Genomic DNA, 26968 nt, shown 5'->3' with positions numbered 1-26968 from the left:
ATAGGCGGAAAGCCGCAGATCCGTAACTACTCCGCGTATCGGTCTGTTTACCGAAGCGTCGGATTGACCGCGCACTCGCATGTCAGAATGCATGGGCAGATCGGAGGTCCCTCCCCTTCCGTTCGAGGTCGCCGTGTACCACCTGTCCGTTGTGCTGCTCTCCCTCGTCTCCATGGTCTGGCCCACCCCGGCGCCGCCCGTCTCCGAGCGCTGGCACGCCTGGCCGGTCGTCCGGGTGTTCCCCGCCGCGGTGCCCGGCCACAGCCCTTCGGGTGCCAGGGTCACGTACGTGCTGACCGGGGTCGCCCCCGAGGCGCCCTGCCGGGTCGCCTTCCAGCCCGCCGCGGTACGCCCCGGCTGCCGCACCGCGTTACGCGCCACGTACGCCGACAGCACGCAGACCTTCGTCGTCACCGTGGGCATCGCCGTGCTCGACGCGCCCGGCCCCGGCCGGAACGGCTCGGGACGGCCCGCCACCGTGCGCCCCGCGGCCTTCCCCGGCGGGCCGGCCGAGCGGTTCGGCGACCGGCAGTACTTCACCGGCGTGGTCGTCGGGTCCGGGGAGCGGTACATGGTGGCGACGGCCGCCGGGTACGCGGACGGGCGGGCGTACCAGCCGGGCGACCGCGTCACGCCACGGCTGCGCGACGCCGCGCGGCGGCTCGCGACGGCGCTGCACGAGGCGCTGGTCCGATGAGCACGTCCGACGGCGCCGCACGAGGCCCCGGCGCTGCCGGACGTGGCGCTGGCGCTGGGCTGCGGGGAAGGCGCGCTCTGCCTGTCCTCCTGCTGGCCGGGCTGGTGACCTGCGCCGCCGGCCCCGTCTCGTGGGCGGACGACGATGGCCAGGCCCCCGGGGCGGACGACGTGGCCGAGGCGGCGCGGGCCGGGCAGTGGCAGCTCGGCGCGTTGCGGCTGCCCGAGGCATGGCGGTCGAGCAGGGGCGAGGGCGTGGTGGTGGCCGTGCTCGACACCGGCGTGAACGCCCGCCACCCCGACCTGCAGGGCGCCGTCATCCCGGGCCCGGACCTCACCGGCGCCGCCACCGGCACAACGCGGCCGGACGCACCCGCGACCGGCACAGGCCCGGACGCCGGCGCGGCGGGTGCCGGCAAGGGCGCGTGGGGGCCGCACGGCACCGCCATGGCCAGCCTGATCGCGGGGCGCGGGCACGGTGACGGCCGCAAGGGCGGTGTCCTCGGGGTGGCGCCCGCCGCCAAGGTGCTGTCGATCAGGGTGACGCTGGAGAACGGCGACCCGCGGCGCGAGAAGCAGCGCTCGGGCTCGGGCTGGCGGGACGCCCTGGCCGCGGGCATCAGGTACGCGGCCGACCACGGCGCCGACGTGATCAGCATGTCGCTCGGCGGCGGCAGCGGCGCGTGGGAGGGGTCGGCGGCAGAGGAGGAAGCCGTCCAGTACGCGATCGGCAAAGGCGCCGTGCTGGTGGCCTCGTCGGGCAACGACGGCGACGCCGGCAACAGGAAGAACTTCCCCGCCGCCTACCCCGGGGTGATCGCGGTGGGCGCGGTGGACCGGCGGATGAAGGTGGCGGCCTTCTCCAACAAGCAGGACTACGTGTCGGTGGTCGCCCCCGGCACGGAGATCGTCACCGCGGACGGCAGCGACTCGTACGTGGTCGGCGACGGCACCAGCTCGGCCGCCGCCATGGTCGCCGGCATCGCGGCCCTGATCAGGTCGGCGCACCCCGACCTGTCGCCGTACCACGTCCGGATGGCCATCGAGCGGGGCACCAGGCGGCGGCCCGAGGACGGCTACAGCCCCGCCTACGGGCACGGCGTGGCGAACGCGCTGCTCGCCCTGCGCGAGGCCGACAGGCTCGACGTGCCGGCGACCAGCCCGCCGCGGCCGGGGCCGTACTTCGGCGCCGGGCCCGCGCCCGGTTCCAGGACGCCGGTGGTCGCCGGCATGGTGCTGCTGATGGCGGTGATGTCGGCCCGGGTGGTGCTGCGGCACGGCGGTCGCCGGCGGGATCCAGACTGAGCGGCCCAGGCGGAGCCCGAAGGTGACCAAGGCCGGATCCGATCTGAGCGGCCCGGACAGGGCCCGCGCGACCAAGGCGATCTCCCGCGATCGGCGCGCGAGGGATTCAACCTAGCAAGCGCTTGTGTGATACTCCGGCTATGACGTACGCCATCGACGGCTGGTTCGCCATCTCCCCCGAGGACGGCGTCCATCTCCTCGGCACCAGATGCGCCGGCTGCGGCACGGTCTGCTTCCCGCCCCGGCGCGGATCGTGCCCGAACCCGCGCTGCGCGGGCACGGACATGCAGGTGCTCCCCCTGCCGCGACGCGGGCGCGTCTGGTCGTACACGAACGCCTGCTACCCGCCGCCGCCCCCGTTCGTGGCGGCTCAGCCGTACGTGCCGGTCACGCTGGCCGCGGTCGAGCTCGACGAGGTCGGCATCGTGGTGCTCGGCCAGGTCAAGGACCTGACGGCGGACCAGTTGCAGGCGGGCATGGAGCTGGAACTGACCTCGGGACCGCTGGCCGACGGGCCGCTGGTGTGGATGTGGGGGCGGGCCTCGTGAGCGCGGTGGCGGTGCTGGGCACGGGCATGCACCCGTGGGGCAAGTGGGGCCGGCCCTTCCTGGAGTACGGCGTCGCGGCCGCCCGCGCGGCCCTGCGGGACGCCGGCCTGGAGTGGACCGACGTGCAGTACGTGGTCGGCGCCGACACGATCAGGAACGGCTACCCGGGCTTCGTCTCCGGCGCCTCCTACGCCAGGGAGCTGGGCTGGTCGGGCGCCAGGGTCGCCTCCTGCTACGCGGCGTGCGCGTCGGGGGCGCAGGCGCTGGACATCGCCAGGGCCCGGATCCTCGCCGGGCTGTGCGACGTCGCGCTCGTGATCGGCGCCGACGCCACCCCCAAGGGCTTCTTCAAGCCGGTGGGCGGCGACCGCCCCGACGACCCCGACTGGCTGCGCTTCCGCCTCCTCGGCGCCACGAACCCCGCCTACTTCGCCCTCTACGCCCGCCGCCGCATGGCCCTGCACGGCTCGACACCCGCCGACTTCGCCGCCGTCAAGGTCAAGAACGCGCTGGCCGGCTCGCTCAACCCGATGGCCCGCTACCGCAAGCCCGTCACGGCAGAGGAGGTGCTGGCCTCGCCCATGGTGGCCGACCCGCTGCGCCTCATGGACATCTGCGCCACCTCGGACGGGGGCGCCGCCGTGGTGCTCGCCTCGGAGTCGTACGCCCGCCGCCTCGGCGCCGGCTTCGTCCGCCTGGCGGCCGTCTCCACGGTGACACCCGTCTTCCCGAACACGGTGCTGGAGCTGCCGGACTTCGCCACGGACTCCTGTGCGGCCGTGCCCGCCCCTGAGAGGCCCTTCAGAGCCGCGATCACGCACGCGGCGTACGAGGAGGCCGGGGTGGGCCCGGAGGACCTCTCCCTGGCGGAGGTGTACGACTTGTCCACGGCACTGGAGCTGGACTGGATGGAGGACATCGGCCTCTGCCCGCCGGGCGAGGCGGAGAAGCTCCTCCGGGACGGCCGGACGTCCCTGACCGGCCGCGTCCCGGTCAACCCCTCGGGCGGCCTGGCGTCGTTCGGCGAGGCCGTCCCGGCCCAGGCCATCGCCCAGCTCGTGGAGCTGACGACCCAGCTGAGAGGCCGCGCGGGCGCCCGCCAGACGGCGAACGCCCGCGTCGGCCTGGCCGCCAACCAGGGCCTGTTCGGCCACGGTTCGGCGATCATCGCCACGGTCTAGACGACCACGGGACGGCCCACCACGCCCTCGAACTCACCGGGCGCGCTCAGCTCACGTGCACCACATCGTGTGTCTCGGCGAAGTGGCAGGCGCTCTCGTGCCCCGTACCAGGACGGATCTGCAGGAGCGGCTCCTCCTCGGCGCAGATCTCCTGCGCCTTCCAGCACCGCGTGCGGAAGCGGCAGCCGCTCGGCGGGTTGGCCGGGGACGGCGGGTCGCCCTGAAGGATGATCCGTTCACGCTGCTCCCGCCCCTCCGGGTCGGGCACCGGCACCGCCGACAGCAGCGCCTGCGTGTACGGGTGCGCGGGACGATCGTAGATCTCCGCGTCCTTGCCCAGCTCCACGAACTTGCCGAGGTACATCACGCCGACCCGGTCGGAGATGTGGCGCACCACCGACAGGTCGTGGGCGATGAAGATGTAGGCCAGGTTGAACTCGTTCTGCAGCCGCTCCAGCAGGTTGATCACCTGCGCCTGGATCGACACGTCGAGCGCGGAGACCGGCTCGTCACAGACGATGATCTCCGGCTGCAGCGCCAGGCCCCGGGCGATGCCGATGCGCTGCCGCTGGCCGCCGGAGAACTGGTGCGGGTAGCGGTTGATGTGGTCCGGGTTGAGCCCGACCACCTCGAGCAGCTCCTGCACCTTCTTGCGCCGGTCGCCCTTGGGCGCGACCTCCGTGTGGATCTCGTACGGCTCGCCGATGATGTCACCGACGGTCATCCGGGGGTTCAGCGAGGTGTACGGGTCCTGCATCACCATCTGGATGTTGCGGCGCATGCGCTTGAGCTCGCCGCCCCTGGCCTTGGCGATGTCCCGGCCGTTGATCACCACGGAGCCGGAGGTGGGCCGTTCGAGCGCCATCAGCACCTTGGCGAGCGTGGACTTGCCGCAGCCCGACTCGCCCACGATGCCCAGCGTCTCGCCCCTGTTCAGGTCGAACGAGACGCCGTCGACGGCCTTGATCGCACCGATCTGCTTCTTGAAGAGGATGCCCTGGGTCAGCGGGAAGTGCTTGACCAGGTCACGCACTTCCAGGATGCGCTCACTGCTGTTCGCCATCGAGGACCTCCCTCCAGTAGTGGCAGGCGCTGCCGCGCGTGCCGCTGATCTCGTAGAGCGGGGGGACGTCGGTCACGCAGTTGTCCTGCTTGTACGGGCACCGGGGGTGGAACGCGCACCCCGTCGGCAGGTCCAGCAGGTTCGGCGGCAGGCCCTTGATCGCGTACAGGTCCTGGCCCTTCTGGTCGACCCTGGGGATCGAGTCCAGCAGGCCCTTCGTGTACGGGTGCGCGGGCGCCCTGTAGATGTCGTGCACGGGGGCCTTCTCGACGATGCGGCCCCCGTACATGACCGCGATCTTGTCGGCCACGTCGGCCACGACCCCGAGGTCGTGGGTGATGAGGATCAGGCCCATCTGGCTCTCGCGCTGCAGCTCGGCCAGCAGTTCCATGATCTGCGCCTGGACGGTCACGTCCAGCGCCGTGGTCGGCTCGTCCGCGATCAGCACCTCGGGGTCCAGCGCGATCGACATGGCGATCATGATGCGCTGGCGCATGCCCCCGGAGAACTGGTGCGGGTAGTCGTGCACGCGCTGCCTGGCGGCCGGGATGCGGACCCGGTCCATCAGCTCGACGGCCTTCTTCATGGCGTCGGACTTCGACATGCCCCGGTGGACCCGGAACATCTCGCTGATCTGCCAGCCCACGGTGAAGACCGGGTTGAGCGCGGACAGCGCGTCCTGGAAGATCATCGCGATCCGCTGGCCGCGCACCTGCGTGCGGGCCTCCTCCGAGAGCTTGAGCAGGTCGGTGCCCCTGAAGCGGATCTCCCCCTTGGGGATGACCGCGGGAGGCATGTCCAGGATGCCCATGATGGCCTGCGCCGTCACGGACTTGCCCGACCCCGACTCGCCCAGCACCGCCAGCGTCTCGCCGGGCCCGACCGTGTAGCTCACGCCGTTGACGGCGCGGACGACCCCTGCTCGCGTGCGGAACTCCACGTGCAGGTCGTCGACCGCGAGCAGCGGCTCGTCGCCCAGCCCTCCCTCGGCGGGCAACAGGTTTGTGGAGGTTTTCTTCACTGAGTCCCCTTCTACCTGAGCTTCGGGTCGAGCGCGTCGCGCACGGCGTCGCCCATCATGATGAACGCGAGCACGGTGACGCTCAGGAACACCGCCGGGAACACCAGGGGCAGTGGCGCCTCGAGGAACCTGTTGCGCGCGTCGGCGATCATCAGACCCCACGAGATGTCCGGCGACTGCACGCCGACGCCCAGGAACGACAGCGCGGCCTCGGCCGCGATGAAGGTGCCCAGGTTGATGGTGGCGACCACGATGACCGGGGCCAGCGAGTTCGGCAGCAGGTGCCGGAACATGATCCGGCCCGCTCCCGCGCCCAGCGCCCTGGCCGCGACCACGAAGTCCTGGCTCTTCGCCGTGATCACGGCAGCCCGCATGATGCGGAACACCATCGGCCAGCCGAGCACCGTCAGGGCCACGATGACCAGCAGGATGCTGTTGGCCCTGCCGCGGAACGTGGCCGCGATCAGCAGCGCGCCCAGGATCGAGGGGATGGCGAAGAAGATCTCCGTGACCCGCGAGGCGACCGTGTCGACCACGCCGCCGCGGAAGCCGGCGACGATGCCGAGCAGACCGCCGATGATCGTGGTCATGAGCGTGGTGAAGACGCCGATCACGATGGAGTTGCGGGCTCCGTAGATGGTCCTGGCGAAGACGTCACAGCCCAGGTTGTCACGCCCGAACAGGTGGCCGGGGCTGGGCCCCTGCCGCGCCGTGGACAGGTCGCAGGTCCTGGCGTTGTACGGGTCGATCGCGCTGAACAGCGACGGCCAGAGCGACATGACCAGCAGGATCAGGATGATGACCACCGAGATGATGAACATCGGCCTGCGCCTGAGGTCGTACCAGGCGTCGGTCCACAGGCTGGCGGGCTTGCCGCCCTTGGCCTTCTTGCCCTCACGCTCGGGCGCCGGAGCGGGCACCGTGTCCGGGACCAGCGTCTGCGTCTCCGGGAGTCCCGGCCCGACCGGCGGGGTTGGGTTACTCATAGCGGATCCTCGGGTCGAGCACGGCGTACAACAGGTCGACGACCAGGTTGGCCAGGATGTAGATCAGCACGAGCACCGTGATGGTGCCCACCACAACCGGCTGTTCTCGCAAGTAAACCGATGTGAAGAGCTGATTGCCAATTCCCGGGAGATTGAAGATCGTCTCCGTGATCACCGCGCCGCCCATCAGGTTGCCGAGGTCGGCGCCCAGATAGGTGATGAGCGGGATCAGCGCGTTGCGCAGGCCGTGCCTGCCGATGACGCGCCGTCTGGACAGTCCCTTGGCCGTGGCCGTGCGGATGTAGTCGGCCCTGAGGGTCTCCACCAGGCTGGTCCTGGTGAGCCTGGTCAGGTACGCGACCGACACTCCGGCCAGCACGAAGCCCGGCAGCAGGTAGCTGCGCAGGCCCGCGAACACGCCGGCCACGGGGAATATGTCCAGACCGGTCCACTGCTTGAGCTTCACGCCCAGGACCAGCTGCAGCACGAAGCCCGTCACCAGCGTGGGGATCGAGATCAGCAGCAGCGTCGAGGCCAGGATCATGGTGTCGGTGGCCCTGCCGCGGCGCAGCGCCGCCCACAGGCCGAGGCCGACGCCGAGGATGGCCTCCATGATCAGGGCGGTCAGGGCGAGGTTCAGCGTGACCTGGAACTTGCCCGCCAGGATCTCGGACACCGGCACCTGGGCGAAGTTCACGCCGAAGTCGCCGCGGAAGAGCACGCCGCTGATGTAGTACCAGTACTGCAGCAGCAGCGGATCGTTGAGGTGATACTGCTCGCGCAGGACCTCGGCCACCGCCGGGTCCGGGCGCTTGTCTCCGAACAGTGCCGCGACGGGATCCCCGGGCAGGGCGAAGACGATGCAGAAGATGAGTAGCGTGGCACCGATCAGGACGGGTATCGCCTGGATCAGTCGCCTGATTACATATCGGCCCATTTCAAGCCCTCCGGTACGCACTTGGAGGCAGCCCCTCGGAAACCGTGATTTACCCGGCCCGAGTGACTGCCTCCAAGCTCAGTCCTCCGACGGGCGGACGGCAAGTACCGTCCGCCAGACGAATGACGTCAGGCCTTCTCGACGTCCGCCCAGTTGATCTGGTTGAGCAGGTTGAGCTTGACGTTCTTGACCTTGGTGGAGTGCCCGAAGTTGCTGCGGTAGAAGTACACCGGGATGTACGGCAGCTCCTTGATCAGGATGTCGCTGGCCTGCTGGTAGAACTTCAGGCCCTCGGCCGCGTCGGTGGCCTGGTCGCCCTTGGCCACCAGGTCGTCGAACTCCTTGTTGGAGTAGCCGCCGTAGTTTGAGCCGGTGCCGATGGCTCCGGTGCCGAAGATCGGCGTCAGGTAGTTCTCGGCCGCCGGGTAGTCGATGGACCAGCCCATGCGGAACAGGCCCTTGTACTCCTTGGCGTCCAGGGCGTCCAGGATGCCCTGGAACTTCTCGAACGGCTTCGGCGTGACCTCGATGCCGAGGTTGGCACGGAGGTTGTTGGCGACAGCCTCGATCCACTCCTTGTGGCCGCCGTCGGCGTTGTAGCCGAGCTCGATGGTCTTGGGACCATTGGCGCTCTCGTACAGCTTCTTGGCCTCGGCCGGGTTGTACGTGCACGCCGTGCAGGCGCCCTGGCGGTAGCCGGGGATGGCCGGGTTGATGAAGTCGTCGGCCGGGGAGCGGGTGCCCGAGAAGACCGTGTCGGAGATGGTCTTCCGGTCGATGGCCATCGAGATGGCCTTGCGGACGTCGACGTTCTCGAATTCCTTGTTGTACTTCAGCGGGACGCCGATGTAGCCGATGGAGGCGTCGGGCTCGTCGAAGTACCGGTCACCCAGCACCTGCTTGGCCGTGGAGATGGCCGTGGCCGGCAGGGAGTCGTGGATGTCGAGGTTCTCGGCCTGGAGGTCGTTCCACGCGGTCTCGGAGCTCGTGTAGACCTTGAACTGGAGCTTCGTCCAGCCGGCCGGCTTCTTGCCGGGGAACTTGTCGTACACCGACATCTCGATGGTCTGGTCGGTGCCCTTCTTGTAGGGCTTGTCGACCTTGAACAGGCCCTGCCCGATCGGCTTCTCACCGTAGGTCGGGCTGAGCTTGCCGTCGGAACCGATCGCCGAGGCAGGCAGCGGGTAGAACGCGGTGTAGCCCAGCATCGTCTTGAACTGCGAGAACGGTGCGGAGAGCGTGACCTCGAGCGTCGTGTCGTCCACGACCTTGAGGCCCTTCATCTCCTTGGCCGTCGGAGTCTTGCCCTCACCCGGGTGCACATCGGTGTAACCGTCGATGCGCCCGAAGAAGTAGGACGAGCTCATGGCGTTGTCCTGGAGGGCGGCGAAGTTCCACGCGCGGGCGTAGTCCTCGGCCTTCACCGGGGTGCCGTCGTGCCACGTGTAGCTCGACTTCAGCTTGATCGTCCAGACCTTGCTGTCCGTCGTGGTGATGGACTCGGCGGCCTCCTCGACCGGCTGCTTGTTCTCGTCGTAACGCACGAGCGGCGAGAACACCGCAGCGAGCACCTCGGCACCTTCGGTCTCCGTGGTGTCCTGCGGGTACAGCATCTTCTGGGGCTCACCGACCTCCATGCGGACCGGCGTTTCACCGCCCGCGGCAGTGCCACCGTTGTCCGTGGCACCGCCGCCACACGCGGCAACCGCGAGGGCGAGCAGCGCGGTACCGGCGACGATCCGTGCGCCCTTAGTAACACGCATGGTGAAAGAAATCCTCCCTCTACAGGTGGGCGCCTAGCGCTGAGCTGCAGTGATCAAGAGCAGCCTGACGGGGAGTTCCTGGTATCCCCCCGGATTTGGCTGACATGGTCAAACCAGCCGACGCCCTGCCAGTCGATCGCGACTATCCCTCACTACTTGCCACCAGCGAGTCTCTGGTGCGTTGCAGTTCGGTCACACGTGTGCCAATCCAGCGTCACAGACATTTGACCCGATGTGGAGCAATCAGTACAAATCCACCTCAACGGGCAGAGCCTGGACGTGAACAGTCGATGAAAAATACCCCCTACACGACCCTGCTCGTGCCTCTGCCACCACGCCCCGGCTCGCTGGGCTACGGTTGAGCAGGTCTTGACGACGCCTTGGAACCCCAGCGTCCGAAGACTCCGTCCAACAGTCTGTCCAACTGTCTGCCGTCAACCCGTACGACAGGCACCCCACCGACCGGGATCCAATAGAGTCCTTGCCATGAGCCAGCCGGAATCCGCTGTCGCGGACGCCCAGGCGGGCGGCCGGAGCGGGCAGGAGCCGCTGGCCAAGCTCGCCAAGAGATACGGGCTTCGCCGTGCCATCGCGCGGCCGAGGTTCCCTGTCTACCTGCGCATGCTGTGGCAGCGCCGACACTTCATCCTGACGTACGCGACCTCGCGCAACGTCACGAAATACTCCAGCTCCGCGCTCGGCCAGCTGTGGCAGGTGCTCACGCCCCTGCTCAACGCCGCCATCTACTTCGTGATGTTCGGCGTCATCCTGGGCGGCGGCAAGGATGTGCAGAACTACCCGGCGTTCCTGCTGACCGGGATGTTCATCTTCACCTTCACCCAGCGCACGGTCACCGCGGGCGCGAAGTCGATCTCCGGCAACCTGTCGATGATCAGGGCCCTGCACTTCCCCAGGGCCTCGCTCCCGCTGGCGTACACGATCCAGGAGCTCCAGCAACTCGCCATCTCCATGGGCGTGCTGCTGGTCCTCGTGGTGGCCACGGGCGAGTGGCCCACCTGGTACTGGCTCATGATCCCGGTGGTGCTGCTGCTCCAGACGCTGTTCAACATCGGGGCCGGTCTGGTGATGGCCAGGCTGGGCGCCCAGATGCGCGACCTCAACCAGTTGCTGCCGTTCATCACCCGCACCTGGCTCTACGCCTCCGGCGTCTTCTTCGTGATCCAGGCCAAGGTCGTCGGGTCCGCGGGGCTGCCCCAGTGGGTGGCCGACCTGATGTACCTCAACCCGGCGGCCTCCTACATCGAGTGGATGCGCGAGATTCTCATCCCGAGCTACAACACCGCCTACGGACACCACCCGCCGACGATGGTCTTGGTGTCTTGCGTATTCTGGGCGGTGTTCGCACTCGGCTTCGGCTTCTGGTACTTCTGGCGGTCCGAGGAGAGGTACGGGCGTGGCTGAACTGACCAAGGAGCTGTCACAGGTGAAGGGCGACAAGCCCGCCGACCCCGGCAAGGATGTGAGAGTGCATCCCAACCCGGAGCCCCCGGGCAAGCGGCCCCTCGACGTCCCCACAGGCACTCCCACCGTCATCGTCGACGATCTGCACATCGTCTACCGCGTCTACGGGGCCGCCTCCGACGCCGAGAAGGGCAACGCGGTCAACGCCCTCACGCGCATCCTGAAGCGCCAGGGCCGGCCGCAGATGAAGGAGGTGCACGCCGTCAAGGGCGTGACCTTCGTGGCCTACCACGGCGACGCCATCGGCATCGTGGGGCGCAACGGGTCGGGCAAGTCCACGCTGCTGCGCGCCATCGCGGGCCTCCTGCCCCCGCACAAGGGCGCCGTCTACACCGACGGCCAGCCCTCGCTGCTGGGCGTCAACGCGGCCCTGATGCGCGAGCTGACCGGCGAGCGCAACATCGTCCTCGGCTGCTACGCCATGGGCATGACGCCCGCCGAGGTCAAGGAGAAGTACCAGGAGATCGTCGACTTCTCCGGCATCGACGAGTTCGTCCAGCTCCCGATGTCCACCTACTCCTCCGGCATGGGCGCCCGCCTCCGCTTCGCCATCTCCTCCGCCAAGACCCACGACGTCCTGCTCATCGACGAGGCGCTGGCGACGGGTGACCGGGAGTTCCGCAAGAAGAGCGAGGAGCGCATCCGGCAGATCCGCGAGTCGGCCGGCACGGTGTTCCTCGTCGCCCATGATCTGCGGGTGATCGAGCAGACGTGCAACCGGGTGATCTGGCTCCACAAGGGCAAGATCAAGATGGACGGTGACCCGAAGGAAGTCATCGCCGCCTACAACAAGGGCTGATTTCCCGTCCTTCCTCGGTCCGCACTCTCGTAGAGGCCTCCGACCGGCCCGGCCGCCCCCAGGCCCGGGCCGACGGCGGCGGCTCCTCCCCACCAGCGACCACCGGCTTGGCGCTGCTTCAGCCGCCCCCAGCTCTCCTGTTTCGGCTGCTGTCTCCAGCCAGGCCGGCCGCTTCGGCTGATCTCTCAGCCGGCCTCCCGCCGACCCGGCCCCCACCCCTCCCTTACGCGCTGCCGTGGCCAGCCACCCACCGCACTCCGGCTGATGGCCCTCCAGGGAAACGGCCTCTGACCCTTCAGCGGTGACCCGCCGTTACGCGAGCCCACGTTGCCCGGCCCCGTGGCAGAGTGTCGGCCGTCGCGCTATTCGATCTTGCGTGCGAAACGGCGGCGACTGGAGGGGCAAATGACTGACACCGAGCCACCCGTTCCGATAGGATTCGAACGTCAATTCGATCCGAGGAACGGTGATGGAGTGGGGGCGCGCGATGGGAGAGCTTGCGGCCGCGATTGACCACCTGGCCACCGAGGACGTGTCCGAGGTCCCGCGGGTGCAGCTCGTTGAGCAGCTTCTCGAGCTGCACTGGCAGATGGCGAGGCTGCAGGCGCAGATAGCCCGCCGCACGGGCGTCCGTCTGCCCTGAGACCCGTTCACAGCGGCCGAGGGGCCGCCGAGGGCGCTGGGGGGCGCCTGTGACGATCTACGGCCTCTACGGCCCTGCTCCGGTCCCGGGGGGACGGCCGCGGGAGCTCGGTCCGGGGTGGCGTTCGAGTTCGGCATGACGGCCGGCGCAAGCTTCGCGGCGTGGATGGGCAACACGTCCAGCCTTGGATGGTCAAGTGTGCGCGCGTAACGGCGGCCGGCCACGTGCGGGTTCAGCGGGCGTATTCCTGGAGGCCCTCAGCCGCGTGCGGCGGGTGGCGGTTACCTCGGCTGTGCCGTAATGGATGGGTGGGGGTTGTAAGAGCCGCGAGAACAGCGGACCGCGAAGAGCATCGTCACCGGCCCCGGGGTGGGGCCGGTGACGATGCGGGGCGTCGGCGCCGCTGCCCTGCAGTGGCGGCGCCTTGCGTGCCCCGAGGCGAGGGCGCGTCCGCCCAGGCCCGACGTGAGCCCGCCCGTTCGTGGCGGCGGACTCGCAACCTACGCGCGCCAGTGCCACGAGCGCCCGGCACCTGAGGGCGCCTCGTGGCCTGCCGCGTCAGTGCGACGGCGTCCCGATCGAAGGGACCGGCCCAGCACTCCGGCCAAGGGGCCGATCAGAGAACCCGGGCCTCCGGCGAGGTCCTGTACCAAGAGAACCTGGACCTCCCGGCCACAGCCCGGGGGCAAGAAATCCCCGAACCTCCAGCGAAAGGACCTGGGGGCAAGCGAGCCCCAGACCTGACGAAGGAGAGTCCAGGGGCAAGCGAGCCCCGGACCTCCAGCGGAAGGGGCCAGGTCAAGCGGTTCCCGGACCTTCGGTGACGCGGCCCGGGCTCGGCGATCCCCGGATCTCCAGTGGAAGGGCCCAGATCAGGGGATCCCGGAGCGGCCCCGGTTGAGGGAGCATGCCGTCAGGGGACTGCTGGGGCGAGCGAGCGAGCCGCCCGGTCACCGCCAGGGCCGGTGCCCGGGTGTCGGCACCTGGGACACCCGCGAACCGTCCTGCCGGGTTCCTCGGCCGGCCGCGCTCGTCAGCGCCTCCATCGCGGCCCTGTCGCGAACCTGGGGGTCGCGCCTAGGAGCCGCGCCCGGCCACCAGCCCGGGGTCGCGGCCGAGGTCACCCGCCCAGAAATCGCGCCTAGCCACGAATCAGGGAGTGCCTGGCCACGAACCCAGGAGTGTCCAGCCGCGCCTCTAGGAGTGCCTAGTCGCGAGCCCAGAAGCGGCGACTAGTCGCGGGCCGCGGTGCCCCGCACCGAGCTCGTCAGCGCGTCGGTGGTCCAGCCGAGGGCGGTGATCAGGTCGCTGTAGGCGCCGGCGGCCTGCACGCCGCGGCCCTCGACGAAGGCCGAGGTGTCCTGGACGAGCGGGGCGAGCTCGTCCATGGCGGCGGCCTGGGAGGTGGCGGGCAGCGCCTCGACGACCGGGGCCATCTCGGCGGGCGTCACCTGCCCGAGCGCCGGGGCCAGCTGGCGGCCGGCGCCGTGCGGCAGGGCGAGCCACGTGGCCTGGGTGACGCCGCCCAGCAGGGCGTCGGCGGAGAGGGTGCCGAGGCCGGAGGAGCTGCTCGCCATGCTCTTGGCCGTGGCTCCGCTGTTCGAGCCCGGCAGCAGGCTCGATCCGGCCAGCGTGCCGACCGTGCGCTCGACGGACGAGCCGACCGTGCCGGTCACCCCGCTGGACACGGAGCCGTCCCGGGCGGCGGGCGCGTTCTGGTCCTGCTTGCCGGCCTTGACGGAGGGCGTGGCCGGCTTGGCCATGCGCGCCGCGCCGAGGAGCGGCAGGGACTCGGTCAGGCCGCCCCCGCCGAGCGGGATGCTGCCGATGCTGCTGACGATGGGCATCAGCTCGGGCACCGGTCCGCCTCGGGCGGTGATGTCCTCGGCCGCGTTGCCCGTGGCGGCGGCCTCCGCCAGCTTCTCGCTGGCGAGGTCGCGCTCGACCTCGGACATCTGGCCCTTCGGCTGGGCGCCGGACTTGGCGGCTCCGCCGAGCGCGCCGAGTAGGCCGCCGCCGCCGCCGATGAGGCTGCTCAGCAGCCCTCCCAGCGGGTCGGCGCCGGCAATGGTGCCTCCGCCCAGGCCGTCGACCGGTGCGTGCTTGGCGGTGTTGTATTGAACTTCCGCTTGGGCAGGCACGGCCAATGCCGCCGCCGCCAAGCCGAATGCTGTGACGGCCAGCGCCGTCTTGACTACTCGATTCATGATTGCCTTCCCGGCTCGTGATCGATCGCTCTCGAATGCGGTGGAAATGCGAATCGATAACCCCCGTATGCCGTTGCGGACGCGCTATGGGCACCACACGAAGCGTGTCGCTACGGCTGAGCTACGCAAGCAGTTCTATCACTCGGCTTGATCGACCGCAGGCGCATGAATGCCCATGTAGCAGGGGTTTGCAGCCCGGTTACCGAGTAAAGGGGGAGTGTTGAGCGGACAGACAAAACGGGAAATAGGAGGGTCTTTTTTCCGATAGTGCGCGCGTCTTGCGCAGGAACGCAAGAGGGCCCCGACGGCCCGTGAACAATGGGTCGCGAAAACAAATGTTCACGGGCCGCGGGGCCACTTTTTCCGGTCGCGGTGGACGCCCGCGGCCGGGATCAGACGGTCAGCAGGGCATCGGCCGGCTCGAACGGAAAACGTTCGGCGAAGGCCGGGCGCAGATCAGTCAGCCAGACGGCGGACGGGTCGTAGCGCGCGAAGAACGGCCGCCCCACCAGCGACGGGTCGCGGGCCTGGATGAAGTGGAGCACGAACACCTGCTCCCCGGCGATTTCCATGACGCCGTCCACGCACACCTTGCCCGGCGTGGCCGACATGGAGGGCCCGCGCACCGTGCGGCAGAGCCCGGAGACGCCGGCGTAGGCGTCCCTGAAGATCTCGTACGCCCGCGCCAGCGGGACCGCGAAGTAGTCCTGCGGCCCGGTGTCGCGCTCGACGAACATGTAGTAGGGGATCAGTCCCATCCTGAGCTGGCGCCGCCACATGCCCGACCACACGGCCGGGTCGTCGTTGATGGACCTGATCAGCGGCGCCTGGGTCCTGATCGTGGCCCCGCTGCCGAGGATGCGCTGGACGGCCGACTCGACCAGCGGCGACTCCAGCTCGCGCGGGTGCGAGAAGTGCGCCATGAACGCGAGGTTCTTGCCCGACTCGACCACCCGCTCGAACAGGCGGAGCGTGTCGTCGGCGTCGGGGTCGGAGGTGAAACGCTGCGGCCAGTAGGCCAGCGCCTTGGTGCCGATCCTGATGGACTCGAGCTGGTCGAGCTCCAGCAGCGGCTCGATATATCGCCTGATCACCGGCTCACCCATGATCATGGCGTCGCCGCCGGTGATCAGCACGCTGGTGACCTCGGGATGCCGGCGGATGTAACCGACCATCTGGCCGATGTCGTCGGAGGCGAACTTCAGGTCGGCGTCGCCGACGAACTGCGCCCACCGGAAGCAGTAGGTGCAGTAGGCATGACAGGTTTGCCCCTGTTTAGGGAAGATCAGTACGGTTTCCGCATATTTGTGCTGCATGCCGGGGACGGGCTCGTCGCCGATCCTCGGGACGTTGAGCTCCTTCTGGCCGGCGGGATGCGGGTTGAGCTGTGCGCGTACGCGGTTCGCCTCGGCCTGGATCTCGGCGTTCGGCGCTTCCGCCTTCAGCAGGTCGGCCAGCCTGGCCACGTCTGCCGCGGGCAGCATGTCCTCCTGCGGGAAGACGAGCCGGTATATGGGGTCGTCGGGCGCGGCCGACCAATCTATGAGTTCATCCACGACGTAGGCGTTCGTCCGGAAAGGCAGCACCGTGGCGACGGCGCGCACCTTGAGGCGCTCGTCGTCCCCCAGCCCCGCACGCTGCAGGAGCTGGTCAAGGTGCTTGGACGTGTACGCCCGGAAACGCCGTGTGCCTGCCTGGTTCAAGATCACTAGGCCTTTCCCATCTTTTTTGTTCGATCGGGTGTAAACCTCACGACCCTGTCGCGCGTCTACGGTTCTTAATACCCGGACGCGGCTACCTGCGTTCGTGGTTCCGCTGGGCTCCAAGTTTTCCTTGAGGTTCACGGACACTCGCGACATATCGTGTCCGGGCGTAGACTGACATATCGTGACCGACCATCCGGACCTGCGCGCCTCAGACGCCGACCGCGACCGCGTGGCCGCCGTGCTGTCCGAGGCACTCGCCACGGGAAGACTCACCACCATCGAGCACGCCGACCGCCTCGACGTCGCCTACACGGCCAAGACGGTGGGCGAGCTCGTCCCCCTCACCCGGGATCTGCCCGAGGTGTCCGCGTCCAGCAGGCCCGCCGCGATCGAGCGGCAGGTCATCCACTCCAAGTTCAGCAAGGTCGTGCGCAAGGGGCGCTGGGTCGCCTCCCGGACCACCGCCCTGTCGGCCTGGTTCGGCGCGCTCATCATCGACCTCTCGGACGCCGTGCTGCCGGGCCGTGAGATCACGATCCACGCCGACGCCATGTTCAGCAAGGTCATCGTGCGGGTGCCGGAGAACGCGCAGGTGGTCGACGAGGGCAGCTCGCTCTTCGGCAAGCGGAACGTGACGGCGGGATCCACGGGGGACGGCCCCCTGATCAGGGTCCTGGGAGCGTCGAGGTTCTCCAAGGTGATCGTCACCCGGGGCAAGGACGACTGGAACCTGCAGTAGAAGCAGGTGAGCGGCCAGGACTGGAACGGCCGTGGCAGGGAACCAAGAGGTCCTACCCGCCGGTTAACCTGACACCTGCCTTGCCTGCGATGCGGACATACCGAGCCCGCGTACCGGCCAAGCCGTGGCGGCGGGCTCGATGCCGTACGAGGTGAGCATTGTCCGAGAGCAGGCCAGTCGCGCTCGACGCCATGGGCGGCGACCACGCGCCGCACGAGATCGTGGCGGGGGCGGTGCACGCGGTACGGGAACGCGGCCTGCCCGTCGTGCTCGTGGGCTCCCCGCGCGTGCTCTACGAGGCGCTGGCCGACCACGACGCCACCAAGGAGATCCCGATCGTCCGGGCCGAGGAGGCGCTGGAGATGGACGAGGGCGCGCTGGCCAGCCTGCGCCGCCCCCGCTCCAGCATCGCGATCGCCTGCCACCTCGTACGCCGCGGCGACGCCTGCGCGGTCGTGTCCGCGGGATCGACGGCGGGCATCGTGACCACCGGCCGGCTGCGGCTCAAGGGCCAGCAGGGCGTGCTCAGACCGGCCATCGCCGTCGACCTCCCCACGCTGCCCGCCCCCGCCGTGCTCCTCGACGCGGGCGCGAACGCCGAGGTCAAGCCGGAGATGCTGGTGCAGTTCGCGCATCTCGGAGCCACCTACGCCGAGCTCGCCCACGGCATCGAGAACCCCAAGGTCGGCCTGCTCACGATCGGCAGCGAGGCCGAGAAGGGCGACAAGCTGGTCAGGCGCGCCCACGAGCTGCTGCAGGGCTCCCCCGGCATCACCTTCGCCGGCAACGTCGAGGGCCACGACCTGCTGACCGGCAAGGTGGACGTCATCACCACCGACGGGTTCACCGGCAACGTGGCGCTGAAGACCATGGAGGGCGCGGTCCGCTACGCGTTCGCCGAGCTCAGGCAGGCCATCAGCGACAGCAGGCTGGCCCGGCTGGGCGCCGCCATGCAGCGCTCGCGCCTGCGCGAGCTGCACCGCCGCCTCGACTCCGAGGCACACGGCGGCGCCGTGCTGCTCGGCCTGAACGGCACGGTCGTCATCGCCCACGGCGCCTCCAGGGCCCAGGGCATCAGCGCGGCATGCCGGCTCGCCGCGGACCTGTCGGCCGCCGGCGTGGTGACCGCGATCGGCGAGCGGATGGCCGCCTCCAGCCGCTCCCACAGGCTGTGGTGGTCGAGCCACGGTGGAGATCGACCGGAGTGAGGACCCAAGTCGCTCCCCTGAAGCCGGGTGACCCCTTAGGGTGTGAGACCGATCCACAGAAACGGGGGCTTATGTGGACGGGCTCATCTCGGTGGCACATGGGCTGACGTCGGAGCAGGTGGCGAGCGCGAAGTCGAACCACATCCCGCGCCGGTCCAGCCGCTCCCTGAGCGCGATCCTCAGAGCGAACGTGTTCACCCTGTTCAACCTCGTCATCGGCGTGCTCTGGGCGCTGATCCTGATCTTCGGCGAGTGGCAGGACAGCCTGTTCGGGCTGGTCATCGTGGCCAATGCGCTGATCGGCATCATCCAGGAGCTACGGGCCAAGCGCACCCTCGACCGCCTGGCGGTGATCAACGAGGCGCCCGTACGCGTGCGCCGCGACGGCGCGGAACGCGAGATCCACCCCCGGGACGTGGTCCTCGGCGACCTGATCCTGCTCGGCCCCGGCGACCGCCTCCTCGTGGACGGCGAGGTCGTGCACTCCGACGGCCTGGAGATCGACGAGTCGCTGCTCACCGGCGAGGCCGACCCCGTGCACAAGCAGCCCGGCGACCAGGTGCTGTCGGGCAGCTTCGCGGTGGCCGGCTCCGGCGCGTTCGTCTCCACCCGGGTCGGCACCGACGCGTACGCGGCGAAGCTGGCCGAGGAGGCCAGCAAGTTCCACCTGGCCCACTCCGAGCTGCGCGCGGGCGTGGCGAACTTCATCAAGTACATCACCTGGCTGGTCATCCCGATCGGCGCCCTGCTCATCTACAGCCAGCTGCACAACTCCGCCGACCTGCGCACCGCCGTCACCGGCGCGGTCGCGGGCATCGTCACCATGATCCCCGAGGGCCTGGTGCTGATGACCTCCATCGCGTTCGCCGTCGGCGTCGTACGCCTGGGCCGGCGCCAGTGCCTGGTCCAGGAGCTGCCCGCGATCGAGGGCCTGGCCAGGGTGGACGTGCTCTGCCTGGACAAGACGGGCACGCTCACCGCGGGCGGGATGGACCTCGACGAGGTGCTGCCCGTCAGCGACGACCGCCGGCTCGTCGACGAGGCCCTGGCCGCGCTCGCCAACCTCGACGACCGCCCGAACGCCACCGCCGAGGCCATCAGGGCCCGCTACCCCGCCGCCCCCGGCGGGTGGACCGCCCGCTCGACCGTGCCGTTCTCCTCGGCGCGCAAGTGGAGCGGGGCCGACTTCGGCGAGCACGGCGCCTGGGTGCTGGGCGCGCCCGACGTGCTGCTGCACGGCGGCGCCTGCCTCGACAGGGCTACCGAGCTGGCCGCCACCGGCACGCGCGTGCTGGCGCTGTGCCGTACCGGGTCGCTGGCCGGCACCGAGAGCGGCGAGGCGGCGGCGGAGCCCGTCGCGCTCGTCACGCTCAAGCAGCGCATCAGGCCCGACGCCCGCGAGACCCTCGGGTACTTCGCCAAGCAGGGCGTCACACTGAAGATCATCTCGGGTGACAACCCGCTGGCGGTCTCCGCCATCGCGACCGGCCTCGGCATCCCCGGCGGCGAGCGGTCGATCGACGCGCGCACCCTCCCGCACGGCGACCCGGCCAAGCTCGGCGAACTGCTGGACACCCACACCGTCTTCGGCCGGGTCAGCCCGCAGCAGAAGCGCGAGTTCGTGACCGCCCTGCAGGCCCGCGGCCACACCGTGGCCATGACCGGCGACGGCGTCAACGACGTGCTCGCCCTGAAGGACGCCGACCTGGGCATCGCGATGGGCGCCGGCAGCCCCGCCACGAAGGCGGTCGCCCAGGTGGTGCTGCTCGACGACAAGTTCGCCACGCTGCCGTACGTCGTGGGCGAGGGCCGGCGGGTGCTGGCCAACATCGAACGGGTCTCCAACCTGTTCCTCACCAAGACGTTCTACGCGATCGTGCTGTCGCTGACGGTCGGGCTCGCCGGGATGCAGTTCCCGTTCGCGCCGCGCCACTCGACCCTGACCAACGCGCTGGTCATCGGCATCCCGGCGTTCTTCCTGGCGCTGGCGCCCACGCTGGAGCGCTCCCTGCCCGGCTTCGTGCCACGGGTGCTCCGCTTCGCCGTGCCGGCGGGGGTGTTGTGCGCGGTGGCGGTGCTGGTGTCGTTCTGGGCCGCGCACAGCGGCACCTCCACCCTCCTCGAGGACCAGACGGCCGCCGTGATCACCCTCTTCCTCACCACCTGGTGGGTGCTCGTGCTCATCGCCAGGCCGCTCAACTGGTGGCGGGCGGCGCTCGTCGGGGCCATGGCGGTGCTGTTCGCGGTCGGCATGGCGCTGCCGTTCGTCAGGGAGTTCTTCGCCCTCGAACCCGGCGATCTCAGCAACGATCTGACCGCCGTCGGCATCTCGATCCTGGCGGCGCTCATGATAAGCGTGGCGGTCAAGCTCGCCGGTACCCTTAGACCATGACCGACCCGCAGATTGTGCTCACCGAGCGCGTCCAGCAGGCGCTGGCCCGCGCGTTCGGTCCGGAGCACGCCGACGCAGATCCGCTGATCCGGCCCTCCCAGTTCGCCGACTTCCAGGCGAACGTCGCGATGAGCCTGGCCAAGCGCCTGCGACGGTCCCCGCGGGAGGTCGCGGAAGCGATCACTGCGGAGCTGTCCGACTTCCCCGGCACGATCGAGGTCAGCGGCCCGGGCTTCCTCAACATCACGCTCGACAACGCGTGGATCGAGTCCGAGGCCCGGCAGATGCTGGCCGACCCGCGCCTCGGCGTCGGCACGATCACCCCGTCGCAGACCGTCGTGATCGACTACTCCGCGCCCAACGCGGCCAAGGAGATGCACGTCGGCCACCTGCGCACCACGATCGTGGGCGACTCGCTGGCCCGCCTGCACGAGCACCTCGGCAACAAGGTCATCAGGCAGAACCACCTGGGCGACTGGGGCACCCCGTTCGGCATGCTCATCGAGCACCTGCTCGACATCGGCGAGCAGGCCGCGGTCGAGCAGCTCGAGGCCGGTCAGGGCACCGAGTTCTACCAGGCGGCGCGGGCCAAGTTCGACGGCGACGAGGCGTTCAAGACACGCGCGCGGGCGCGGGTGAGCACCCTGCAGTCGGGCGACCCCGACACGCTACGGCTCTGGCACGTGTTCATGGACGCCACCGTGCGCTTCTTCAACAAGGTCTACGAGCTGCTCGGCGTCACGCTCACCGACGCCGACATCGCCGGCGAGAGCATGTACAACCCCATGCTCCAGAAGACCTGCGACGACCTGGAGGGCTCGGGCACTGCGGTGATCAGCGAGGGCGCGCTGTGCGTGTTCCCGCCCGGCTTCACCGGCTCCGACGACAAGCCGCTGCCGCTCATCATCAGGAAGAGCGACGGCGGCTACGGCTACGCCACCACCGACATGGCGGCCATCCGCTACCGGGTCCACGACCTCAAGGCCGACCGCATCCTCTACGTCGTCGGCAACGAGCAGGCGCTGCACTTCCAGATGGTGTTCGCCGCGGCGAAGCAGGCGGGCTGGCTGCCCGAGACCACCTCGGCCGAGCACGTACGCATCGGCATGATGCTGGGCAAGGACGGCCGCCGCTTCAAGACCCGCTCCGGCGAGTCCGTCAAGCTGATGGACCTGCTGCAGGAGGCCGTCGACCGGGCCGCCAAGCTGATCGAGGAGCGCGGTTACGACGAGGCGACCCAGCGGGAGATCGCCCACTCCGTCGGCATGGCCGCCGTGAAGTACGCCGACCTGTCGGTCAGCCACGACAGCGAGTACGTCTTCGACCTCGACCGCATGGTGGCCACGACCGGCAACACCGGCCCCTACATGCAGTACGCGACGGCCCGGATCCGCTCCATCTTCCGCAGGGCGGGCATCGCCCCGGCCGACGCGAGCGCGCCCATCGTGCTCGCGGCCCCGGCCGAGCGCGCGCTGGGTCTCCACCTGCTGGGCTTCGGCGAGCTCGTCGCCCAGGTCACCACCGACTCCGAGCCGCACCGGCTGTGCGCGTTCCTCTTCCAGACGGCCAGCCTGCTGAGCACGTTCTACGAGGAGTGCCCGGTGATCAAGGAGGGCGTCGACCCCGAGACCAGGGACCACCGGCTGGCCCTGTGCGCGCTGACGTTGCGGGTGCTGGAGACGGGGCTCGACCTTCTGGGCGTCCCTGTCCCCGAGCGCATGTAACAGGCAGTTGGCTCAAAGTCTCCCGTTCCGTCGTGGGCGCGCCTCCACCGGGTTGGCGCGCCCCAACGGCTAGGCTTTACGCGGTCATGAACTGAGGCCGAAATGGGGAGTTCTCTGCCTTGAGCACGGACCTGACTGCGAGCCCCCCAGCAGCGACCGAACTGCATCGTTACGCCGAGGCGCTGCTGGCGCACCTCGCCGCCAAGGGCACCGCGCCTCCGGCCGCACCGAGCTTTCGCGACGTACCGGGTTACTGGCTGCCCCCGGCCCTCGAAGCGCTGGTCGCCATCCTGGCCGGCGACGACCCGCTGGAGCCGCTGAGCCGGGCCGCCGGCCGCGACCAGCAACAGACCGCACTCTTCCTCTGCCTGGCGCTGGCGGTGTCCGGGCAGGGCAGCCGCATCCACGCCTCCTGGCTGGGCACCGCGTTCGGCGAGCTGTCGCTCGACCGCCCGGTCTCCCACGGCCAGCGCTCGCTGTGGCTGGCCGCCGCCAGGGGCGCGTACGGGCCCGCCGGCAAGATCTTCGTGCTGCGCAAGCTCGACGCGCTGGCCGTCCAGGAGCACGCCGACCCGCAGCAGTGGGTGCAGGCGCTCGTGCCCGGCGAGCCGTCGGTCGTCGTGCCGCCGTCGCTGGCCGACTTCCCGGAGATGGCCGAGATTCCCGAGCTGGCCAGGCCCGCCGTGGCGGCCGCCCGGCTGGCCAGGCTGCGCGGGCGGTGCGCGGAGATCACCTCGGCGCGGCAGTCGGAGCACGACTCCCCCGCCCCGCTCGACAACAGCCCCGCCGCCCCTGCCCCGGCCTGGGCCGAGGACGAGCCGCTCGCCGTCCTGCGCACCCTGATCGGCCAGGGCGGCCCCGCCGGGCCGATGGCCTCGCTCAGCACGTACCTGCTCGACGACCTGCGCCCCGGCGCGGACCCGCACCTGGCGGCGATCGCCCTGCACGTGGCCGCGCCGATCCTGCGCGGGGTGGCCGAGGAGCTCGAGGCCGACAGCCGCCTCGAACCCCCTGCCACGCTCACGGTCCCGCTGCTCGGCCACCGCATCCACCTGCGCCCCGAGGGCCCCGACCAGGCCTCGCTCGCCGCCGCCGAGGAGTCGATCCTCACGGAGGGCATGGTCCCGCGCGGCCGGCCGTGGGCCGCGCTGGTGCTGATCGTCGCGGGCGTCGCCTGCCTCGTCGGTGCCGCGCTCGGCCCCCGCCTGCTCGCCGCGGCCGCCGTCGCCATGATCGGCCTCGCCGGCTGGCAGCTCTGGCAGCGCCGCAAGCTCGTCGAGGCCGACGCCCGGTACGTCACCGGCCAGGTGAACGAGCTGAAGGAGCTGGCGGAGGGGGCTGTCTGGGCGCTGCACGCGTACGCCCGCGAGGCGGAGACCCGGGCGAAGCAGGCCGCCGAGGACGCGGCCGAGCTCACCCGCCTCATCCGCCGCGGCCCCCGCGCCGCCCACTGACCACCACGCCCACCCCGTGCGGCTGCCGGGGGCGGCGCTGAAGAGCCGTCCAAGGCCGTGACGAGCCGCCCCGCCCCACGCGTCACGCTCCGCGCGTGCTGCCCGCACGTCACAACGCGGCGCGTAGCAGCCGGGACGGCAGGCGGCGCGTCCCATCGCGAGCGTGACGGGTGAGGACGGCACGCTGGGCGCATCACGCCGCGCGCCTGACGAGCGCATGCGGCACGCCGGGCGCACCACGGGCGGGCGTGACGAGCGGGGACGGCGCTGCCCGGACACGGGACGGCCCTCAACGTCCGCTCCGGAGGAATTACCCGATTCGGGGAGCCCCGGGCCCAGGCCCTCTCGCCAGCAGGCCACCACCGAGCCTGTAGCCGCCGCTCAACTCACACCAGACCGTGGAACGCCCCGCCACTCCCGGTGGGCCCCGGAAGCGGGTGCCCGGACGGCGGCCGACCCCCGGGCCGCCAGTGGGGCGAACAACGAGGAACCCGCCCGTGTCGGGCAGGTTCCCCATGCTCAGCTCGTACTACGCGCTCAGGTGGTCTCGATCTCCACGTGAGCCGGGGCGAGGAGGAAGACGCGCTCGGCGATGCGCTCGATCCGCCCCTCACAGCCGAAGGCCAGCCCGGCGGCGAAGTCCACCATCCGCGTCGCCTCAGGCATCGACATGCCCGTAACGTCCATGATCACTGTCTGACCGTCTCGGAAGTGCTGGCCGATCACCGGTGCGTCGTTGTACTTGAGCGGCTGGACCATAACGATCCGTGACGAGTCGACGTTCGCGCGCCACCGCCGGGCAGCCCGCTCCGTGGCCGGGACGTACTCGTCCTCGTACTGCTCGTCGTCGTCATAGCCCTCGTCGTAGTGATCGACCCCGCTCAGGCCAAGGTAGCTCACCACCTTGCGCACTGCCCCCATCGGCTTGTCCTTTCCTCAGGAACTCACCGTAATCGGCACGTCCCTACACATTGGACGGTAACCGACGATTCCGCATTCGCCACGCGACACGCCCAGCCCTAATTCCATTTTGTACGGCTTGCAGCCTGCTTGCAGCTGGATATCCGACCCCCGTATACCATCGGCCACATGCGCCTCTTCACGGTCGATGCCTTCACCGACTCAGCTTTCCAGGGTAATCCCGCAGCCGTCTGCCTGTTGGACACTCCGGTTACTGAGCAATGGATGCAGAGCGTAGCCGCGGAGATGAACCTCTCCGAGACCGCCTTCCTGCTCGGGGATTCGCTCCGGTGGTTCACCCCGGCCGTAGAGGTCACGCTGTGTGGTCATGCCACGCTGGCGACCGCACACGTCCTCTATTCGACCGGTGCGGCGGACGGGCAGCTCGAATTCGACACCGCCAGCGGAACGCTCACCGTGAATCGCCATGCCGACGGCATGATCACAATGGATTTCCCCGCCATGGAGGTGACCCCCGCAGAGGCTCCTCCCGGCCTGGAGAAAGCCCTCGGTGTCACCCCGGTACGGGTCGGCAAAAGCCGGCTCGACCTGCTGGTGGAGCTGGAGTCAGAGGAAGCGGTAAGCGGTATTACCCCAGACATCGCCGCTCTAAACACAGTAGACGCAAGAGGAATCATCATCACCGCGCCCGGCACCGAAACCGACTTCGTCTCCCGCTTCTTCGCCCCCAGGGTCGGGGTGCCGGAGGACCCGGTGACGGGCTCGGCACACTGCGCCCTGTCCCCGTACTGGTCGGCCCGCTTCGGCCGGCCCTCGCTGGTGGGCGCTCAGCTCTCAGCCCGGGGCGGTCTCGTCCACGTGACGCACGCCGCCGACCGGGTCCACCTCGCCGGCCGGGCCGTCACCGTGATGTCGGGCACCCTGCACGTCAGCTAGAGCTCTTCCGCTCCTCCTCCACGCGAGCCGCGACCGTAGTGGCGGAAGACCGGATGGAGGTAGCGGCAACCGCGGCCATCCCACAACTCCAGACCACGACCGGTCATCACCCGCACGAAGCGGCGCCACCGCAACGGCAGGAGCCCGAGCCCTGCCAGGCCCACCCGGCGCTCGCCAGCGCCACGAAGGGCAGGATGCCGAACGCCATGAGCCAGATGGCCGGCATCGCGATGTACAGCAGCACGAACGCTCATGGACCAACGCCGGCGAAGGCACCCGGGCGTGCAACAAGCAACATCCGGGCCGTCACTACCACGACTGCGCCGAACACCCGGCCGTAGACCGCATTCATGGCGAGCCTTCGCCGGGTGTCCGCCCCGTCCTTCTTCAGAGAGAGGGAGGCTAAAGGGCCATACGATGCGACCAGGCCGAGAGCCGCGGAAGCCGACAGCCCCGATCCCTGAGCCGCGGAAGCCGCCAGCATCCCTGAGCCGTGGCAGCCGCCGACACCGTTCCCATCACGTACGCCGAGGTCTCGGTCAGCCTAAGGACGCGGCAACCCCGCTACGCCCACGAGCCCGAAGACGGCCAAGGACCCCATGCTCCCCACCGCCGACGGCCCCACACGACAGGACCCTGCTGAAGGCCCTGATCGAACGCAGGCCACGCGGTGTCCGATCGGGGGTACATCGACCCGCCGATCTCCAGCAGCAGGGGGAGGAGCCAGCGATGCCCCTGCAGCTGCTCTCACCCAGCCATGGGCCGACGGGACCGCCTTTGGTCGTACGGGCGCGCCAGAATCGAGCTCAGCGACAGAGGCCCACCACTCCGCCACTCTGGGACCGGCACCACCGGTGCCGCACCGAGCACCCCAGAAACGGCCAGATGTACGAACGGTACGGTTCGAGCGCCACGGGCAGGCTGCCGCCGGTTGCGATGTCGATGGCGAAGGGAGAGGAACAGCCGAGTTGAGGATGGCGCAGGAGGCGGGCGAAGACTCTCGCTCCTTCTGGTGCCGTGGGGCGCAGACATGGGACCTGCCGATCTGCCGCCCCTGCCGGCCAACAAGCAGGACGCCATCACCATCCCGGGTTCGCTGGCCGACGCCGCCATGCAGACAGCTCGACAACGCAGAAAGGGCCCCGACGCTCGGCGTCGGGGCCCTTTCCTATAAAGATTGTCCGGCGGTGACCTACTCTCCCACACCCTCCCGAGTGCAGTACCATCGGCGCAGGGAAGCTTAACTTCCGGGTTCGG

At 69.8% G+C, this 26968-nt stretch carries 22 protein-coding genes and 1 rRNA gene; 13 read left to right on the top strand and 10 right to left on the bottom strand.

Features of this window, described 5'->3' with window-relative positions; genetic code table 11:
• The first annotated feature begins 91 nt into the window (after window positions 1–91).
• The 4 genes from ACBJ32_RS46120 (at window position 92) to ACBJ32_RS46105 (ending at window position 3730) form a co-directional block, all read left to right on the top strand.
• Window positions 92–697: a hypothetical protein gene (locus ACBJ32_RS46120; RefSeq protein WP_375132251.1), complete on the top strand. Its 606-nt coding sequence runs from the start codon at window positions 92–94 to the stop codon at window positions 695–697.
• Window positions 694–2001: a S8 family serine peptidase gene (locus ACBJ32_RS46115; RefSeq protein WP_375132250.1), complete on the top strand. Its 1308-nt coding sequence runs from the start codon at window positions 694–696 to the stop codon at window positions 1999–2001. Before ACBJ32_RS46120 ends, ACBJ32_RS46115 begins: the two co-directional genes overlap by 4 nt.
• Window positions 2002–2141: 140 nt before the next feature.
• Complete coding sequence (locus ACBJ32_RS46110; protein WP_375132249.1) at window positions 2142–2549, top strand: Zn-ribbon domain-containing OB-fold protein; 408 nt, start codon at window positions 2142–2144, stop codon at window positions 2547–2549.
• A gap of 26 nt (window positions 2550–2575) precedes the next feature.
• Window positions 2576–3730, top strand: coding sequence for a lipid-transfer protein (locus ACBJ32_RS46105; protein WP_375132490.1), 1155 nt, complete (start codon window positions 2576–2578; stop codon window positions 3728–3730).
• A gap of 46 nt (window positions 3731–3776) precedes the next feature.
• Here the strand turns inward: ACBJ32_RS46105 and ACBJ32_RS46100 are convergent, their stop codons facing one another.
• From ACBJ32_RS46100 to ACBJ32_RS46080, 5 genes are all read right to left on the bottom strand, one after another.
• Entirely contained in the window at window positions 3777–4793 is a 1017-nt protein-coding gene (locus ACBJ32_RS46100; RefSeq protein ID WP_357894608.1) for a dipeptide ABC transporter ATP-binding protein, read from the bottom strand.
• Window positions 4777–5814, bottom strand: a complete 1038-nt coding sequence (locus tag ACBJ32_RS46095) for an ABC transporter ATP-binding protein (RefSeq protein ID WP_357894605.1) — start codon at window positions 5812–5814, stop codon at window positions 4777–4779. Before ACBJ32_RS46095 ends, ACBJ32_RS46100 begins: the two co-directional genes overlap by 17 nt.
• Before the next feature lie 11 nt (window positions 5815–5825).
• Entirely contained in the window at window positions 5826–6800 is a 975-nt protein-coding gene (locus ACBJ32_RS46090) for an ABC transporter permease (protein ID WP_357894602.1), read from the bottom strand.
• Entirely contained in the window at window positions 6793–7737 is a 945-nt protein-coding gene (locus ACBJ32_RS46085) for an ABC transporter permease (RefSeq protein WP_185100379.1), read from the bottom strand. Before ACBJ32_RS46085 ends, ACBJ32_RS46090 begins: the two co-directional genes overlap by 8 nt.
• Window positions 7738–7865: 128 nt before the next feature.
• Window positions 7866–9374 carry an ABC transporter substrate-binding protein gene (locus tag ACBJ32_RS46080; RefSeq protein ID WP_357894599.1) on the bottom strand — a complete coding sequence of 503 codons (1509 nt, stop codon included), beginning with the start codon at window positions 9372–9374 and terminating at the stop codon, window positions 7866–7868.
• Window positions 9375–9986: 612 nt separating this feature from the next.
• Here ACBJ32_RS46080 and ACBJ32_RS46075 point away from each other — a divergent pair.
• The 3 genes from ACBJ32_RS46075 to ACBJ32_RS46065 all read left to right on the top strand — a co-directional run bounded on the left by ACBJ32_RS46075 (window position 9987) and on the right by ACBJ32_RS46065 (window position 12424).
• Window positions 9987–10922: an ABC transporter permease gene (locus ACBJ32_RS46075; protein WP_357894595.1), complete on the top strand. Its 936-nt coding sequence runs from the start codon at window positions 9987–9989 to the stop codon at window positions 10920–10922.
• The gene (locus ACBJ32_RS46070) at window positions 10915–11781 is read left to right on the top strand and encodes an ABC transporter ATP-binding protein (RefSeq protein ID WP_185100376.1); all 867 of its coding nucleotides are present in this window, start codon (window positions 10915–10917) and stop codon (window positions 11779–11781) included. Before ACBJ32_RS46075 ends, ACBJ32_RS46070 begins: the two co-directional genes overlap by 8 nt.
• 469 nt (window positions 11782–12250) lie before the next feature.
• A complete protein-coding gene (locus ACBJ32_RS46065; protein ID WP_357894592.1) occupies window positions 12251–12424 on the top strand; it encodes a hypothetical protein in 174 nt (57 codons plus the stop codon).
• Window positions 12425–13656: 1232 nt separating this feature from the next.
• Here ACBJ32_RS46065 and ACBJ32_RS46060 read toward each other — a convergent pair.
• Window positions 13657–14631, bottom strand: a complete 975-nt coding sequence (locus ACBJ32_RS46060; protein WP_375132248.1) for a hypothetical protein — start codon at window positions 14629–14631, stop codon at window positions 13657–13659.
• A 392-nt stretch (window positions 14632–15023) separates the two neighbouring features.
• Window positions 15024–16340 carry a KamA family radical SAM protein gene (locus ACBJ32_RS46055; protein WP_375132247.1) on the bottom strand — a complete coding sequence of 439 codons (1317 nt, stop codon included), beginning with the start codon at window positions 16338–16340 and terminating at the stop codon, window positions 15024–15026.
• A gap of 178 nt (window positions 16341–16518) precedes the next feature.
• Here ACBJ32_RS46055 and ACBJ32_RS46050 point away from each other — a divergent pair, with 178 nt between their 5' ends.
• The 5 genes from ACBJ32_RS46050 to ACBJ32_RS46030 all read left to right on the top strand — a co-directional run bounded on the left by ACBJ32_RS46050 (window position 16519) and on the right by ACBJ32_RS46030 (window position 23854).
• A complete protein-coding gene (locus ACBJ32_RS46050) occupies window positions 16519–17076 on the top strand; it encodes a DUF1707 domain-containing protein (RefSeq protein ID WP_357894583.1) in 558 nt (185 codons plus the stop codon).
• Between the two features lie 158 nt (window positions 17077–17234).
• Window positions 17235–18284 carry a phosphate acyltransferase PlsX gene (plsX, locus tag ACBJ32_RS46045; protein WP_375132246.1) on the top strand — a complete coding sequence of 350 codons (1050 nt, stop codon included), beginning with the start codon at window positions 17235–17237 and terminating at the stop codon, window positions 18282–18284.
• A 73-nt stretch (window positions 18285–18357) separates the two neighbouring features.
• Complete coding sequence (locus tag ACBJ32_RS46040) at window positions 18358–20676, top strand: HAD-IC family P-type ATPase (protein WP_375132245.1); 2319 nt, start codon at window positions 18358–18360, stop codon at window positions 20674–20676.
• A complete protein-coding gene (gene argS, locus ACBJ32_RS46035) occupies window positions 20673–22400 on the top strand; it encodes an arginine--tRNA ligase (RefSeq protein WP_375132244.1) in 1728 nt (575 codons plus the stop codon). The genes ACBJ32_RS46040 and argS overlap by 4 nt, the downstream gene beginning before the upstream one ends.
• A 119-nt stretch (window positions 22401–22519) precedes the next feature.
• Window positions 22520–23854 carry a hypothetical protein gene (locus ACBJ32_RS46030; RefSeq protein WP_375132243.1) on the top strand — a complete coding sequence of 445 codons (1335 nt, stop codon included), beginning with the start codon at window positions 22520–22522 and terminating at the stop codon, window positions 23852–23854.
• A 537-nt stretch (window positions 23855–24391) separates the two neighbouring features.
• Here the strand turns inward: ACBJ32_RS46030 and ACBJ32_RS46025 are convergent.
• Window positions 24392–24775 (bottom strand): cell division protein SepF, encoded by a 384-nt coding sequence (locus ACBJ32_RS46025; RefSeq protein ID WP_357894570.1) that lies wholly within the window; start codon window positions 24773–24775, stop codon window positions 24392–24394.
• A 168-nt stretch (window positions 24776–24943) separates the two neighbouring features.
• Between ACBJ32_RS46025 and ACBJ32_RS46020 the strand changes: the two genes are divergently transcribed.
• Window positions 24944–25711 (top strand): PhzF family phenazine biosynthesis protein, encoded by a 768-nt coding sequence (locus ACBJ32_RS46020; RefSeq protein WP_375132241.1) that lies wholly within the window; start codon window positions 24944–24946, stop codon window positions 25709–25711.
• Between the two features lie 106 nt (window positions 25712–25817).
• Here the strand turns inward: ACBJ32_RS46020 and ACBJ32_RS46015 are convergent, their stop codons facing one another.
• Complete coding sequence (locus ACBJ32_RS46015; RefSeq protein WP_375132240.1) at window positions 25818–25955, bottom strand: hypothetical protein; 138 nt, start codon at window positions 25953–25955, stop codon at window positions 25818–25820.
• A gap of 935 nt (window positions 25956–26890) precedes the next feature.
• Window positions 26891–26968 (bottom strand): 5S ribosomal RNA (gene rrf / locus ACBJ32_RS46010); the annotation flags it as partial.

Origin of the sequence: Nonomuraea sp. GTA35 (assembly GCF_041950525.1) — a bacterium.
Taxonomy (GTDB): domain Bacteria; phylum Actinomycetota; class Actinomycetes; order Streptosporangiales; family Streptosporangiaceae; genus Nonomuraea.
This window is presented reverse-complemented; position numbering and strand designations above follow the sequence as displayed.

Excerpts from the sequence above, each read along its gene's own strand:
- ACBJ32_RS46115 (WP_375132250.1), top strand. The coding sequence starts at position 694 with ATGAGCACGTCCGACGGCGCCGCACGAGGCCCCGGCGCTGCCGGACGT.
- ACBJ32_RS46020 (WP_375132241.1), top strand. The coding sequence starts at position 24,944 with ATGCGCCTCTTCACGGTCGATGCCTTCACCGACTCAGCTTTCCAGGGT.
- ACBJ32_RS46105 (WP_375132490.1), top strand. The coding sequence starts at position 2,576 with ATGCACCCGTGGGGCAAGTGGGGCCGGCCCTTCCTGGAGTACGGCGTC.
- ACBJ32_RS46065 (WP_357894592.1), top strand. The coding sequence starts at position 12,251 with ATGGAGTGGGGGCGCGCGATGGGAGAGCTTGCGGCCGCGATTGACCAC.
- ACBJ32_RS46100 (WP_357894608.1), bottom strand. The coding sequence starts at position 4,793 with ATGGCGAACAGCAGTGAGCGCATCCTGGAAGTGCGTGACCTGGTCAAG.
- ACBJ32_RS46120 (WP_375132251.1), top strand. The coding sequence starts at position 92 with ATGGGCAGATCGGAGGTCCCTCCCCTTCCGTTCGAGGTCGCCGTGTAC.
- ACBJ32_RS46060 (WP_375132248.1), bottom strand. The coding sequence starts at position 14,631 with ATGAATCGAGTAGTCAAGACGGCGCTGGCCGTCACAGCATTCGGCTTG.
- ACBJ32_RS46085 (WP_185100379.1), bottom strand. The coding sequence starts at position 7,737 with ATGGGCCGATATGTAATCAGGCGACTGATCCAGGCGATACCCGTCCTG.
- ACBJ32_RS46110 (WP_375132249.1), top strand. The coding sequence starts at position 2,142 with ATGACGTACGCCATCGACGGCTGGTTCGCCATCTCCCCCGAGGACGGC.
- ACBJ32_RS46025 (WP_357894570.1), bottom strand. The coding sequence starts at position 24,775 with ATGGGGGCAGTGCGCAAGGTGGTGAGCTACCTTGGCCTGAGCGGGGTC.
- argS (WP_375132244.1), top strand. The coding sequence starts at position 20,673 with ATGACCGACCCGCAGATTGTGCTCACCGAGCGCGTCCAGCAGGCGCTG.
- ACBJ32_RS46080 (WP_357894599.1), bottom strand. The coding sequence starts at position 9,374 with ATGGAGGTCGGTGAGCCCCAGAAGATGCTGTACCCGCAGGACACCACG.
- ACBJ32_RS46075 (WP_357894595.1), top strand. The coding sequence starts at position 9,987 with ATGAGCCAGCCGGAATCCGCTGTCGCGGACGCCCAGGCGGGCGGCCGG.
- ACBJ32_RS46090 (WP_357894602.1), bottom strand. The coding sequence starts at position 6,800 with ATGAGTAACCCAACCCCGCCGGTCGGGCCGGGACTCCCGGAGACGCAG.